Below are 14,601 nucleotides of genomic sequence, written 5' to 3' on the forward strand. Positions count from 1 at the left end.
GCATTTGAAGAGCAGCCAGCCGCATTAGCTGGCTGCCAAAGGCGGGCTGGGTCAGTTGGCTGCCGCTGTGCGACTGCCAAACTCCTGGTGATTGATCAGTTGCAAGCGCCTGCGAATCTGTTCCTCAATACCGGAGGCATTGAGGCCGATGGCCGCCAGCAGGTCTTTGTGCTTGCCGTGCTCAATAATTTGATCTGGAAGCCCCAGTTGCAACACCGGTACCGACCGCGCAGTGCTATTGAGGTATTCGAGTACGGCACTGCCAGCACCACCAGCAATGGTGTTCTCTTCGATGGTAACTAAGAGTTGGTGACTCTCGGCAAGTTCATCGATCATTGTCTCGTCCAGGGGTTTTACCCAGCGCATATCGGCTACGGAGGCCCCCAGCTGCTCTGCAGCGGCCATAGCGGGGCCGAGTAAGGTTCCGAAGCTGAGGATGGCTACACCACTGCCCTGGCGCAACAAGCGCCCCTTGCCGATCGGTAGCTCTGTCATTTCCTTGTTGATGGCGGTACCCATACCGGTTCCGCGCGGATAGCGCACAGCAGTGGGGCCGCTGTGTTTGTAGGCGGTATAGAGCAGCTGGCGGCATTCGTTTTCGTCACTGGGCGCGGCGATAGCCAGGTAGGGCAGGCAGCGCATAAATGTGAGGTCAAAACTACCCGCGTGCGTGGGGCCGTCTTCCCCAACCAGGCCGGCGCGGTCGATGGCGAAAGTGACATCCAGGTTTTGGATTGCCACATCGTGCACCATTTGGTCGTAGCCGCGCTGTAAAAATGTCGAATATATAGCAACTACCGGCTTCTGGTCTTCACAGGCGAGGCCCGCAGCGAGAGTGACGGCGTGCTGTTCGGCAATGGCTACGTCGTGGAAGCGGTCCGGGAAGCGCTTGGAGAACTCCACCATACCGGAGCCCTCACACATGGCCGGGGTAATAGCGACCAGGCGCTCGTCCTGTTCTGCGGCATCGCACAGCCACTGGCCAAAAATATCCTGGTACTTGGGCAGTTTCTTCTTGCCGGGTACGGCCACTTGCACCTTGGCTTCCGGCTCCAGCTTGTTCAGCGCGTGGTAGCCCACCGGGTCTTCTTCAGCGGGGCCGAAGCCTTTGCCCTTGGTGGTGGCAATATGCAGGAGTTGCGGGCCCGGCTGGCTGCGCAAGTTGCGCAGGGTGTGGACCAGGTCGTGCATGTTGTGGCCATCCAGGGGACCCACGTAGTTAAAGCCCAGTTCTTCGAACAGGGTGCCCGGCGTGATCATACCTTTGACATGCTCTTCGGTGCGTCGCGCCAATTGCCAGGCTTTGGGGATGGCAGACAGTATCTTACGGCTGCCCTCGCGCATGTTCAGGTAGGTTTTACTGGCCAGGATTTTGGCGAAATAGGTAGCCAGGCCGCCGACATTTTTTGAGATAGACATACTGTTGTCATTGAGAACAACCAACATGTCCTTGCCGGTATGGGAGGCGTGGTTCAGGGCTTCGAAAGCCATTCCCGCCGTCATGGCGCCATCGCCAATCACCGCCACTACCTTGCGATCGTCAGGGGAGCCCAGGGCCATACCCAGGGCGGCGCTGATCGAAGTGCTGGAGTGGCCGACTCCAAAGGTATCGTAGGGGCTCTCACTGCGTTTGGGGAAGCCGGACAGGCCCCCTTGCTGGCGCATGGACAGCATCTGTTCGCGGCGACCGGTGAGGATTTTATGGGGGTAGGTCTGGTGGCCCACATCCCAAACCAGCCGGTCCTCCGGGGTATTGAATATGTAATGCAGGGCGATGGTCAGTTCCACCACACCGAGACCGGCACCAAAGTGCCCGCCGGTCTGGCCGACACAATACAGCAGGTACTCACGCAATTGGCTGGCGAGTTCCGGCAATTGGCGTTCATCGAGGGCGCGCAGCTGCGCCGGGTCGTCGATCGAGTCGAGTAGCGGTGTCTGCGGGCGTGTGCGTGGAATTTCTTCGAGCATCAAATGTATCAGTTGCAACAGATGGTGATATTGAGGGGGATTGTATGCCCGTGGCGGGCATATTGCATCCCAAACCCCACAGGCAAGGCTGTGACTTAGTGTCCGCGCTGCACGATATAGTCTGCGAGCTGCTGCAGTAGCAGGGTATCGCCATCGAGACTTTGCAGTGCCTGGGAGGCCTGGGCGTGCAGTTTTGCCAGCTTGTCCCGGGCGCCGTCGACGCCGAGCAGAGAGACATAAGTGGGTTTGTTGCGCAGGGCATCGGCGCCCTGGGTTTTGCCCAGAACCGCGGTTTCAGCAGTGATATCGAGAATATCGTCCTGAACCTGAAATGCCAGGCCAATAGCTTGGGCGTAGCCGGTAATAACCTCCAGCTCCCTCTCGCTGGCACCCCCCAGCAGTGCGCCCATACGTGCGCTGGCACAAATCAGAGCCCCGGTCTTCAGGCGGTGCATGGGCTCCAGCTGATCCAGGGTCAGGGTTTGGTCAACGGAGTCCAGGTCGATAGCCTGGCCGGCGACCATACCTCGGGCCCCCGCCGCAGTGGCGAGCTCACGCATTAACTGTAACTGCAATTGAGGCGCGAGCGGTTCTGCGAGAAGCAACTCGAAAGCCTGGGTTTGCAGTGCGTCGCCGGCGAGAATGGCTGTGGCTTCGTCAAAGGCGATATGACAGGTGGGGCGACCTCGACGAAGGTCGTCGTCATCCATTGCCGGCAGGTCGTCGTGGACCAGGGAGTAGGCGTGAATGCACTCCAGGGCCGCCGCTGTGCTATCGCAATAGGCCAGGTCAAAATCGACACCCCGAAAAACCTGGGCACAAGCGTAGATGAGAGCGGGGCGCAGGCGTTTGCCGGGGCCCAGTGCGGCATAGCGCATTGCTTCGAACAGCTTTTCTGAGCCGTCGATCGGGGTGTTGAGCGCCTGCTGGATTCGGCTTTCGACGCGTGTGGAGGAGGCCTGTAGAAAGGCTTTCAGCTCCTCTGGCAGGTTTGCGGAACTCACTTAAACTGGGTCCCCGGAGTTGTCGTCGGCATCAAAGGGGAGCTCGCGGATATTGCCGCTCTCTTCAATTAACAGCTTCACTTTCTGCTCGGCTTTGGCAAGCTTCTGTTGGCACTCCCGGGTGAGTTTCACTCCCTTTTCGAAATCAGCGAGAGCCTCCTCCAATGGGAGATCTCCGCCTTCGAGTCGCTCAACCAGCTGTTCCAACGCCTCGAGACTCTCTTCAAAAGTTGCTGTTTTTTTCTTTGCCGCCATAGCATCGCCTCTTAATTGCGGGGCAACCTTAGCGGCTGGCGCTGCGGGGGTCAATTCCATGGCCCCCTCATCCGGGAGCCTCTTCTCAGTGTCGTTTAGGCGTGCAATTCCTAGAGGCTCGACTCCCGGGATAAAAGATAGTGCGCCAGGGCTTTTTTCTGCACCGCCGTAAAGTTGTAATTAGGCATTGGTGGTGTTGGGGCATCGAAGTAGTCAGCCAGGGTCTGCGCTGTGTATTTAGCGGACAGGTTGCGCAGGGGAAACTGGGCCTGATGGCAGTGGGCACAATCGTTAGACCGATAGAGCTGCGCGCCCAGTTGCACCACCTCGGCATCTATTGAAAGCGCGTTGGCCGTGGATGTTTTTTGCAGTTGTGGCTGCTGTGTTGTCAATACAGCTTGGCGAGGGCTCCCTTGGCTCACACGATAAACTGCACCGGCGTAGTCATCGGAAATATAGATGTTGCCCAGTTTATCCTCGGCGATGGCGACAGGGCGGCCGTAAACCGTTTGGCGGTCATTACTGAGAAATCCCCACAGGAAATCCCTCTGTTGAATTTCCCCGTCGTCACTCCAGTGTAGGGAGACAACTTTATAGCCATCTTTCACGCTGCGGTTCCACGAGCCGTGCAGGGCGACCAGCGCTGCATGGCGATAATCCTTAGGCTGTTCCACACTGCGCAAAAATTTAATCCCGAGCGGCGCGTTGTGAGCGCGCAATTCGTAAACGGGGGGAATTGAGTCGGCAATCTTTTGCAGGATTTCAGGGCTTGCATCCACCCCAAGATCCGGATCGGGAACCCGGTCACCGTAGGCGTAGGGCCATCCGTAGAATTGGTCTTTGCGAATCAGGTTGAGCTCATCTGGCGGTAGGTTGTCGCCGAGCCAATCGCGGCCATTATCTGTTGCGTAAAGTCCGCCATCTTTTGGAGACCAATCGAACCCCACACTATTACGCAGGCCGGTGGCGTATACTTCAAAATTATGTCCATTTGGTTTCATTTTTATGATGGTTGCGCGGCGAGGATCCTTTTCAATACAAACGTTGCAGCTGGAACCACTGCTGAGAAAAAGCCATCCATCGGGACTTATATCAATAGTTTTTGTCCAGTGTCCATCGTCCTCAAGATTTTCAATAATTCTCTGGTAGCGCCCAGCGAGTCGCCCGTCGGAATGATCAAAGGGAACCCGTCCAACTGCGTCGCTTTCGGCAATATATAACCAGCCGTCGTGTAGCAATAATCCGTGGGGCCGTTGAAGATTATCAATTAGGGTCTTCTGCCCGTCACTGCGGCCGTCGCCGTCTTTATCTTGTAATAAAAGTGAAACTTTGCCATGTTTGGGCTGAGAGACGATGATGTCTCCATTGCGGGTCACTGTGAGCCAGCGTGCGCCGGGAACATCCCCTGCGAATAACTGGACCGAGTATCCATCTGCTGCGGTCAGCCGGCCTGTCACTTCTTTTTCTGTTGTTTTGACACCACCGACCAGTTGGCGCCAAGGCACACTGACGCTGGATTTAAAGGTGGCTAAGGCGGTAGAAAGCACCGCGCCGAGGGCGATAAAAAATATTAGCGTATATTTCAACGTTTTCTTCATGGTATCGATTGAACTTGAAATAAAGATGTTTATAGTTGCCGCGCTTATCTATTTACCCCTATAGTTAACACGGGATTAATTTCCTGTCTTCCCTCCCTTTTGTAACAGGTAACTCAGTTTGTGAGATATCTCTTACACAAAATTCAGCAGATTTCCCCTACTTTTTTCTCCCTTGATGTCCATAATTAACTTGCAAGGACGCGAAAGGGACTGCACTACTGCGGCAATGGATAAATGGATTGCGCCGCTCGCCCTAGGGATATGGGCACCATCCTGTGAGACGCACCGCCCGGGCCGGATTGCCTGGGCGGTGTTTTACATTCTGCTTTAACCTGCCTGCAACGCTTCCACAATTTACACCTTTCTTCTGTAATTTGCTGTTATTCCATCAGCGGTATGTCGCTGTCTGGAATTTGTAATAGTTATCCGCTTTAATGTTGATAGGCCGGCCAAATTACCCATGGGCCGGCGGAGGGTGGCGCATTCAGTAATCTACCAGCAGAAGTGCCCGTATTACCCAAGGCAAAACTACGCCTGTGGGCATCTGTATTTTCGTTGGTAAAAAAGCTTTCAGACTCCTCCATCTTGTCTGGGAGCAAGCTTTTACTTTCGAAGGTGGCAGTTTTTTCTAATGCTGCGAATTGCGCCAGCCTCTGTCATCGTCATCCAGTCCCTTCGATCTGTCACTCCAAAACTTCTTTTTTCTTCTTTATAAAAACCATTGTGATTACACGGAAACAGTTCCGGGGCTGCCTTGTTCTATTCGACTGTGGGGAGGCGAGGTTATGCACGCGAGAATATTGCGTTTAAATCTGGCGGGACAACCGCTGGAGTGGCTGAGTTGGCAAGAGGCATCCTGTCTGTACGTGCGGGAGCTGGTTACATGGTCGCTGGGAGGTGTTGTCCAGCGGGTGAGAGGAGGCTTTAATCGCAATGGCGATCGTTCCAGCCTCGATCTGGCCGCTATTATCGCCTGTGGCGGTGCACGTATGGCCCGTCCGCGCCGGCGCCCACCTCTAACAAATCGAGCACTGTTTTTTCGCGATTCCCATACTTGTCTTTATTGCGGTAATTTCTTTAAAAGTGTGGATTTGACACGGGACCATGTTATTCCTGTTTCCAAAGGCGGAGTTGATTCCTGGGAAAATGTGGTCGCGGCCTGCAGGCGCTGTAACCAGCATAAGGGCAATCAACTATTGGAAAATATCGACATGGAGCTGTTGGCCTTGCCCTTCTGTCCCAATGCAGCCGAATACCTAGCCTTGATTAACAGTGAGCGGATTCGAGGCGATCAGATGGAGTTTCTGCGCGGTCAGTTTTCACGGCGGCGTCAACAGGGGTGGTTGTTGCACTAGACCGTAGGATCGAAATGAGCAAAAAAGAAAAGGGGCCAACAGGCCCCTTTTAATTATGTCTTGTCGTTAGGTGAAGATACCGCAGAGCGGATCAGGCCGGCCAGGTATTCGGTGAAATTGTGTCCGTGGTTTTCCATCATTTTGGGGAACATGGAGTTAGGTGTCATACCGGGAAAAGTATTGACCTCATTGAGGTAGAGTTCGCCGGTCTCTGTCAGGAAAAAGTCTATGCGGGACAAATCCTTCAGCTTTAGGGCTTTAAAAGTGCGCAGGGATACTTCGGCTATCCATTGAAGCTGTTCTTCGTGAAGATCAGCAGCTTCGATAAAGGTGACCGCGCGGCTGCCCTCGGCATACTTTTCTTTATAAGTGTAAAAAGTATCTGTTGGGGCGCGTACTTCTCCCGGGCGGGTTGCGATGACATCATCGTTGTAGTGGTAAACCGCAACTTCCAGCTCTCTGGCTTTCAATGCTTTTTCTATCAGCACATAAGGGGAGAGCTTAAAGGCGTCCTCGATCGCGGCCTCTAACTCCTCTTTGTCACGGACCTTAAAGCAACCTACGGAAGATCCCTGATTGGAGGCTTTTACAAATACCTCACCCCAGTTCTCCAGGGCATCGTGAGCTTTTTGTAATTCCTCGACTTCAGTGCTGTGCAAAAACTCGTAAGGTGTGTTTTCAATACCCAGGGCACTGAGCCACATCTTGGTTTTAATTTTGTTAAAGCAGATTTTGCTGGGTTCAGGTGCAGAGCCAAAATAGGGGATGCCGAACATATCCAGTTGCGACTGCAAATCGCCGGTTTCTCCCGGGTAGCCGTGAATTGCAGGAATTACGTAGTCCACATCCCAGGAGTTACCTTCTTCATCGCGAATTTTCCGATCGTAAAAGATATGGTAAACCCGGCCCTGGCTGTCGGTAAGGCAGCCACTGCTATCCATTTCCACCCGCAATAGGGCGATGTCCTCTGCCGCTGACAACTTGTCCTCGATAAAATCAGCAGTTCTGAGGGATACGTCGTGCTCGCTGCCGCCACCGCCGCAGATAAGCAAGGTGTTAATCATAAAATTATTCCGTCGTAGTGCCTGCCGAAGGTGCGGTTAATACCTGTTCGCACTGTTGGGGCAAGGTCTTTGGTTTCGGCTTTTTCTGTTTCGGCTGGGGTTTAGTGCCATTGAGAATTGCATAGAAGTCATCGCTAAACCACCAATCCAGGTCACTGCCACAGGCTGCAGTGGTCACTGGTGCCTGGGGCTTACAGTTGGTGCTTCCCTCTGGGCACGCCAGGCGCACATGAAAATGGTAATTGTGCCCCCACCAGGGGCGCACTTTGCGCAGCCACTCGTTATCTTCGCCGGATATTTCGCACAGATGGCGCTTGATGGTCGGGTGTACAAAAATTCGTTCGACCCGCTGGTCCTCTGCGGCCAAGCGCAGGATTTTGGGAACCCGGTTGTCCCAATTTTCAGGGATTAGCCGGTGTTTGCGCTCATCAGCCAAGGCAACAGCAGAGATATTATCACGCTCCCACGGGGTGAGGGGACGCTCTGCGGCCCGCCGATCCTGGGAATACCAGATGTCTACGTCCAGGCCGGTTTGGTGGCTGTTGTGCCCACCACTGCCGAAAGGGCCCCCTCGAGCCATAGACATGTCACCGATCTGGATTCTGCCCAGATCTTTCTGCGCCACGCTCTGGGAAAACTGCTTCAGGAAGTTAATGGTCTGGGGGTGGGCAAAATGTCGATCGCGGCCAGTCCTCACCAACTGATAGCCCTCTCCCCTCAATGGCAGGGTCTCCCCGCCACTCAGGCAGCCATTGGTGTAGGTGCCAATACTCGATGGTGTCTGTGCACTGGGCCCTTCGACCTTACCCCAGTCGTTGGCACTTGCGGCGCCGCTCGCCAGGGCCGAGGCGAGAATCAGGGTGTGGGTTATTTGCCGTAAAAATCCCGCTTTAAAGGGGCTAACGGCCTCGGTAGTGGATACTGAATTTTGAGCTTTCGGGTGCATAGGTCCCTGGATACCAATAAGTCACAGTTGTCGGGCCACCTCAAGTGGCGCCCGACGAGTATAGACAGACAGAGTGCTAGCTCTGTGACGCAAGTATCTCTTTGCAGTTCCGTATCAGCTGCTCCATTTCCTCATCGGTGCCAATAGAGATACGCAAGTACTCACTGATCCGGGGCTTGTTGAAGTAGCGTACGAGAATATTACGCTCCCGCAGTGCCAAGTACAGGGCTTCTGCGCCGGGTTCCGGTGGTTTGGCCAGAAGGAAATTGGCTTGGGAGGGAATCACTTCGAACCCCAGGTCTGTAAGCGCCCGCTCACAGCGCTCGCGGGTGGCGATGACCTTGCCGCAATTGTCGCTGTGCCAAGCGGTATCGCGGATCGCTGCGGTGGCCACACGCTGGGCAATGGCATCAATGGGGTAGGAGTTAAAGGAGTTCTTGGCCCTTAGCAGTCCTTCAATCAGGTGCTTCTGCCCCATGGCAAAGCCGAGGCGAAGCCCTGCGAGGGCATAGGACTTTGACAGTGTGTGTATCACCAACAGGTTGGGGTAGCGATCGATGAGTGTTGCTGCGCTCTGGCCGCCAAAATCGATATAGGCCTCATCAATAACCACCACTCTCTCAGGCTGTGAGCGCAATAGCTGCTCAATCTGCTCTAGCGGCAGGTACCGTCCCGTGGGTGCATTGGGGTTGGGAATAATTACACCGGCTGCAGGAGCGGCATAGTCCTCAAGCTGGATAGAGAAATCACTGTGCAGGGGAACAGTGCGGCTTTTGATATTGAAGAGCTGGCAATAAACCGGGTAGAAACTGTAGGTGATATCCGGAAATAGCAGGGGCTCGCTGCGGCGGAAAAAACTGTAAAAACTCAGAGCCAGCACTTCATCGGAGCCATTGCCCACAAATACTTGCTCAGCAGAGAGATTGTGCTTATCGGCAATAGCGCGGCGCAATTCACAGGACTCCGGGTCGGGATAGCGGCGCAATGCATCGGCAAAGTCGTGTTGCTCCAAGAGCTTTAAAGCTTCGGGAGAGGCAGGGTAGGGGTTCTCATTGGTATTGAGCTTTATCAGGGTTTCACTCTTGGGCTGCTCCCCGGGGGTATAGGGTTCCAGCTGGTCGAGCCCTGGGCTCCAATAAATCTTGCTCATGATTCTACCTCTGCGGTACTACTTTGATTGTCGCTGGAGGAGCCTTCAGCGCCTTCTTTAGTTTCTTTTTTCTTAATGGGGATATCAAACAGGTCGGCCGAATTTCCAATAAATTCCTGCATGGGAACAGGGTTGCGGAACAGCATATTATCGTATTTCAACTCTGTGGATATCGGCGGAACCTCGCTGAATTCGTCCATATTGTTAACGCTTTCAGCTAAGCCCAGGCCGAGGAATGCCAGTGGCAGTGTCAGTGCCACTGTCCAGCGCCAGCCCCTGGCGAGGTTGGTGGCCAGATAGCAGGCGGACCAGAGCATTGCCGGTAATATGATGGCGAGAACCAGGAAGTCCAGGACCTGAATAGTGGTGCCGATGGCAAAATTGAAATTGATCAGCCCCCTCAGCCATTCCCAAAAGGTGTAAGTAAGTGCACCTATGGCGGCGATGGATAGATGGGTGAAAAAGTGCGTTTCATGCCTGACTACTCTGCCGATAAATGCCCAGACTCCGGCGTAAATCACCATGCCAATAATGGCCGTGGCAAGAATGTTGACGGCAATAGTCCATTGATAGTTTCGGGCGTAACCGAGGTAGCTCATCAGTACGCTGGCGAAGCCAAAACACAACAGCAGCAGTATTGCTCCCAGGGGGTGGGACAAGCTGGAAAACAGATTTTCCAGTGAATGGAGAGGGGTAGCTTCAGGTACCGGGTCATCCGTATGGAAAACCCGGAAGCGTGACTTCCCACACTGCAGCAAGTCACCGGAGGAAATCCTGTGTTGAGCGATGGTATCGGGTTTAACGGATTTGTCTTTCAGGTTTCCCAAAAGCTGGCAGCCGTTGATCGAATTGAGGTCGTGTAAGACGTACTGGCCGTCCTCTCCCCGCTTGATTTCGGCATGGTGGGCATCGGAGTGGATGTCCTCCAGAATTGCATCGTTGTCGTAAGCGCGGCCCAGGGTAAATTTATCCCCGTCCATTCGGTAGCGCAGCTGCACCCGGTGGGCGCGATTGAGTTCTTCAATAATCAGGGCCATTGGATCTCGCTCGTAAACTTCTGGGTAAAGGCGTCGGCGGACTCCTGGGTAAAGCCGGACAAGGTAAAGTGGCTGACCAGTGCGCGATTTTTCTGATCCACACTTAGGCTCAGGAAGAAAATATCGTAGAGGTCAGGAAAGTCCTTGTAGCGCCTGACACAGTAGCTGGTGCGCGCGATCAGGGGGTCGCGATTGCGATCCGGCTTCGACACCGAGGTTTCATTGCCGCGCTCCTGAGAGGTAAATCCTTGCTGGCAGCGAAAATTGGTTACATCTTCTTCTCCAGCGCTATTGCCTGGGTAAAAGGAGTCCATCTGCCCTTCGTACTCGGCATAAAAGCGCGCGGGCAGAAGATCCTCGGCCTGCAGCCAGAAAAATTCGTACTCTACCCGCCCGGTGTTGAAGTCGTCGGACAGGAAAATAACATCTTGTCCTGTGCAGCCTTTATCAATTCGCTTGATCGGGTTAGTTTCGCTCTCTTGGGTGTTTCCCCAGCATTTAATGGCTGGAATTATTTCACCGACAACCTGTGCCTCACCGAGGGCGCGACGCTGCCAGTCGGCCCTCAGTATTGAGTCGATAATTTTTTGCTGGTTATCCAAAAGCTGTTGATAAGTTACTTGCTTCAGGTTGAGAGTGCCGCCTTCAGAGCGGTAGTGTTTTAAAAGTGACGACAGCTTATCCACTGGCACGAGGAAGCTAACCTGGTTGCCTGCAGTCGCCACATTAATGCCCACTACCTGCCCTTGGGTATTGATCGCTGGCCCGCCGCTCATTCCCGGATTAATAGATCCGGCAAAGTGAATACGATCGTAGAAGCTACCGCCGGCAATACCGTTATAGGTCCCGGGAATCAAGGTCATGCCCAGGTCCAATGGGTTGCCCAGGGAGACAATGGTTTCCCCTTTTTTGGGAGTGTCTGTCGCCAATTCCAGGTATTCGTCTCCCGGTTTCTCCTGGCGCAGCAGCGCCAGGTCATTGACTACATCAATATCCAGTAGTGTTAATTTTCCCCGGGTGCCATTAACTGCAAGATATTCCAGGGAATATTCGTCCGGCTCGCTAACCGCTTGAGCCACTACGTGGTAATTGGTGGCGATCAATCCATCGGGAGAGATTTGAAAGCCTGACCCCAGGCCGGCTTTTGAATTGGAGGATTTTTCGATAAGTCGAATTTGATAGAGGCTGCCGCGATAATCACTGTAGAGCTTTTCATAGCCTTGCGCCATTGCAACAGTGGATAAGCAGCACAGAATCCAGGCGAAGAGCCACGTGGAAAGTTTCGGCATTTTGAATTGATTAAATTGTGGACAGGAAGCGTGATACTACGGGATATAGGATAGTGCAACAAGCGCCCATCACCGGCGCTATCTACCAGTGATGGGTTTGTTTTGGATGGTTAGAGATAGTCTACAATTTTTGGCTGTGTCTCTATCACTTTCTGGTGCGACTCGAGATAAAAGCGACTGAAGAGTTTGTCGGCTTCTTCCGGGGCGATAAAGCCCTCACTAAAACCAGGGCTAACTGGATCGAGATGCAGGCGCGCGCAGTTGATCACATGGGCGGCCATCTGCGCCATATTTTCATCCCCAACAGAAATTCGGATGGTGGTTGGGAATATACCCGCCGCTTCCATCGCTTCAGGTGATAGCTCTGAGTGAGATGTCAGGGCAGGGCAGAGCACCATGGTATTTGTCTGGCCCAAGCTCACCATCTGCCCGAAAGCGGGCTCCAGCGCGTCAAAGAAACTTTTAAAGGCTTCGGTGGGAATTTGCGCAGCTTCCATGTCGATGCTGAATAATGGTGTGGGGAACTGGTAGCGCATCAGCGATTCTCGCAGCCCGGAATTGGGGTGGGTTTCCACTGCATGGCTGTTGACACGAATCTTGCTATGACTGGCGAAAAAATGGCTGAGGCTCAAAGTATTAATACACTTGGTGAGCATACGCATTTCCAGGGTGCGCATACCGCAATGCACTTCCCAGGCCTTGTCTGCATCCAGGAAAGCCCCCTTGATGTAATAAACATCCCAGAACATGCACTGATCCCAATTAAGGCCTTTTGCGCTGTCGCCTTTAGGGATAAACATGCGGTGGTTTTCGCCGATAACCACACCGGCAGTGGCGGCACCGGTGCCGCCGATATCCTTGGTGTAGGAGTGAACAACAAAATCCGGTCTCTCTTCCCTATCTTTGCGGCGCAGTGGCTGATATAGGAAGGGGGTTGCCAGAGTGGCATCCAGGCTTACCAGGATATTTTCCCGGTGAGCGGTTTTACAAATAGCCGGTACATCCAGCATGATCCCGTGAGGATTGCATGGAGACTCAATATAGACGTGTATTTTTGCTCCGGCACTGATTGCGTCTGCGTATGCTTGCTGGGTATCGGCCAGTAGCTTTTCGAACTCCTCACCGGTAGTGCCATCAAACCAGGCCAGATTGATAGACAGTTTATCTTTGCGGGCGTAGAAATCCTGTAACAGCTGGTGAGTGCCGCCATAGATATTCCTGGAAACAATTAAAATATCCCCGTGGCGCAATTGATTTGACAGGAGTGCATCGATTGCAGCCATACCGGAATTAAAATTCCAGGCCATATACTCACTGGCTTCAGGTCCGCATTCCAAATCCACAATAGCATTGGCCAGGGAAATGGAAGTGGGGTTGAGTAAACGTGAATAAATATCGTGGCTCGGTTCGCGCCCACGGAAAGCATCGTCCACCCACTCGGTGCAGGCATAAATGTAAGTTGCCGTGCGGGCAATTACCGGGGTTGCAGAAAAAATAGCAGGAATATTATCGAACAGGGGGTAACCACCCCGTGTGGTGATATTAAAGTCGTCCCCCTGTAGGCTTTGAAAGCTGGCTCGCAATGGGTTTTGTAAGGTGTCCAATAATTTCGCCAGCTGGAAACTCATAAATCGCTTGGCATTGAAATAGGCAATCTTGTCAGACTTGTCCAAGCGCTGGAGTGTGTCCGTTACCTGGCTCCACAGCTGGCTCAGATTTCCCTGTGCCTGGTAGAGCAGGGTTGCGGTCTGTTCTAACAGTTTTCCATGTTCTGATTCACTATCAATGCAAAAGTGCTGCAATTGCTCTTTTGCCAGCTCATCAATATTTTTTGCCTCGGTGCTGTTGCGGCGGGGAGAGAGAATTTTTACATCTTCTAGGTTCGCTTCCATTGTGTCCTCACTACGTGATGCTTTTTGTTATATGGCGACTCTAACAGTCCTGTGCGGCGCATAAAACACTTGGCGGGCAATTAGTATGTAATTTGCTGTGTTTTGGCGTGATCGATCTGTAATTTGGAAATCTGTACAGTAGCTTCCAGTTGAGGGGGTAGGTGGCTGTGGTAATGGTTGCCGGCCATGGAAAGGCAGCCCCCACAACATTTAAACAGGATTTAATTTCCTCGCAGCCTTAGGTGGTGCGATGAAATAAAGGGATTCAGCGCAAGCTGAACGGTCAAGCTGGAATCGACAGGTGTAGAGTCTTAGTCGATTCTCTTGGATGAGCTTGTCCGGGCATGGATGCCAAATTTTGCTCTTGATAGTGTTGTTGTAACCGTCGATGGTTGGGACCATCATTTCGGGCCGGCAGTTTTGCGACTGCCGGCTTTTTTTTAATTTGGGCTCCATTTTGAGAGCTATTACCCATACAATATTTTCCAGTCTTCAAGCCTGCCGTGTAGACCCCAATAAATTTCCGTGACGCAATTCAAATTGGATTGAATTGGCGAAAGGGATCATCGATTGATTTCAACAAGCTCCAAGAATAGTTTTATATTTATTTTAAAAAATATGGCCTTATTTTGGTCTCGGTGTCGCCATAGTGGAAAAGGAATAATCCTTCCACTCTTGGTTCTGCTTAAATTAAGCGTTTATCAAATGTTATTTTTGGCGTACGGCGACTCCGTGTGTCTATTTTAATTATTTGGTGTGTGATTGCCTGTAATGAGGTGTGATCGACCTGTAGTCCTTAAGTCTGTACATTGAGGTCCAGTTGAGGGAGTACAGGTGACTGTGCGAACAGCTACCTCGTTATGGAAGGGCAGTTCCCACAATAAAATTTCGGATGAATTTAATTCCCCTATCGACCCAGTGTGCGTTAGGGGCTAAAGGGATTCAGCGCGAGCTGAGTGGTCAAGCTGGAATCGGCAGGTGCAGAGCCTTGGTCGATTCAACTGGATATGCTTATCCGGGCACGGATGCCGAATTTTGCTCTT

Annotated in this window: 11 protein-coding genes; 1 reads left to right on the plus strand and 10 read right to left on the minus strand. The window is 52.9% G+C overall.

What is annotated here, in order from left to right:
• Positions 1-51: 51 nt before the first annotated feature.
• From dxs to ACJJIR_RS02655, 4 genes are all read right to left on the minus strand, one after another.
• Complete coding sequence (gene dxs / locus ACJJIR_RS02640) at positions 52-1,968, minus strand: 1-deoxy-D-xylulose-5-phosphate synthase (RefSeq protein WP_444907239.1); 1,917 nt, start codon at positions 1,966-1,968, stop codon at positions 52-54.
• Positions 1,969-2,063: 95 nt separating this feature from the next.
• Complete coding sequence (locus ACJJIR_RS02645; RefSeq protein WP_444908398.1) at positions 2,064-2,957, minus strand: polyprenyl synthetase family protein; 894 nt, start codon at positions 2,955-2,957, stop codon at positions 2,064-2,066.
• Between the two features lie 15 nt (positions 2,958-2,972).
• The gene (locus ACJJIR_RS02650; protein WP_413663362.1) at positions 2,973-3,287 is read right to left on the minus strand and encodes an exodeoxyribonuclease VII small subunit; all 315 of its coding nucleotides are present in this window, start codon (positions 3,285-3,287) and stop codon (positions 2,973-2,975) included.
• Positions 3,288-3,337: 50 nt separating this feature from the next.
• Positions 3,338-4,813 carry a PQQ-dependent sugar dehydrogenase gene (locus tag ACJJIR_RS02655; protein WP_444907240.1) on the minus strand — a complete coding sequence of 492 codons (1,476 nt, stop codon included), beginning with the start codon at positions 4,811-4,813 and terminating at the stop codon, positions 3,338-3,340.
• A 797-nt stretch (positions 4,814-5,610) separates the two neighbouring features.
• Between ACJJIR_RS02655 and ACJJIR_RS02660 the strand changes: the two genes are divergently transcribed.
• Positions 5,611-6,180, plus strand: coding sequence for an HNH endonuclease (locus ACJJIR_RS02660; RefSeq protein ID WP_282931208.1), 570 nt, complete (start codon positions 5,611-5,613; stop codon positions 6,178-6,180).
• Positions 6,181-6,233: 53 nt separating this feature from the next.
• On the opposite strand, the gene ACJJIR_RS02665 is transcribed toward ACJJIR_RS02660, so the two are convergent.
• From ACJJIR_RS02665 to ACJJIR_RS02690, 6 genes are all read right to left on the minus strand, one after another.
• Positions 6,234-7,244, minus strand: coding sequence for a D-alanine--D-alanine ligase (locus tag ACJJIR_RS02665; RefSeq protein WP_413663360.1), 1,011 nt, complete (start codon positions 7,242-7,244; stop codon positions 6,234-6,236).
• Positions 7,245-7,248: 4 nt separating this feature from the next.
• Positions 7,249-8,190 (minus strand): penicillin-insensitive murein endopeptidase, encoded by a 942-nt coding sequence (mepA, locus tag ACJJIR_RS02670; protein WP_444907241.1) that lies wholly within the window; start codon positions 8,188-8,190, stop codon positions 7,249-7,251.
• A gap of 76 nt (positions 8,191-8,266) precedes the next feature.
• Positions 8,267-9,340: a histidinol-phosphate transaminase gene (gene hisC / locus ACJJIR_RS02675; protein ID WP_444896064.1), complete on the minus strand. Its 1,074-nt coding sequence runs from the start codon at positions 9,338-9,340 to the stop codon at positions 8,267-8,269.
• Positions 9,337-10,377: an FHA domain-containing protein gene (locus ACJJIR_RS02680; protein ID WP_444907242.1), complete on the minus strand. Its 1,041-nt coding sequence runs from the start codon at positions 10,375-10,377 to the stop codon at positions 9,337-9,339. Before ACJJIR_RS02680 ends, hisC begins: the two co-directional genes overlap by 4 nt.
• The gene (locus tag ACJJIR_RS02685; protein ID WP_444907243.1) at positions 10,368-11,666 is read right to left on the minus strand and encodes a S1C family serine protease; all 1,299 of its coding nucleotides are present in this window, start codon (positions 11,664-11,666) and stop codon (positions 10,368-10,370) included. The genes ACJJIR_RS02680 and ACJJIR_RS02685 overlap by 10 nt, the downstream gene beginning before the upstream one ends.
• A 110-nt stretch (positions 11,667-11,776) precedes the next feature.
• Complete coding sequence (locus ACJJIR_RS02690; RefSeq protein WP_444907244.1) at positions 11,777-13,558, minus strand: trans-sulfuration enzyme family protein; 1,782 nt, start codon at positions 13,556-13,558, stop codon at positions 11,777-11,779.
• Positions 13,559-14,601: the final 1,043 nt, after the last annotated feature.

The sequence above is a fragment of the Microbulbifer maximicatervae (SeqCode) genome (assembly GCF_052467385.1).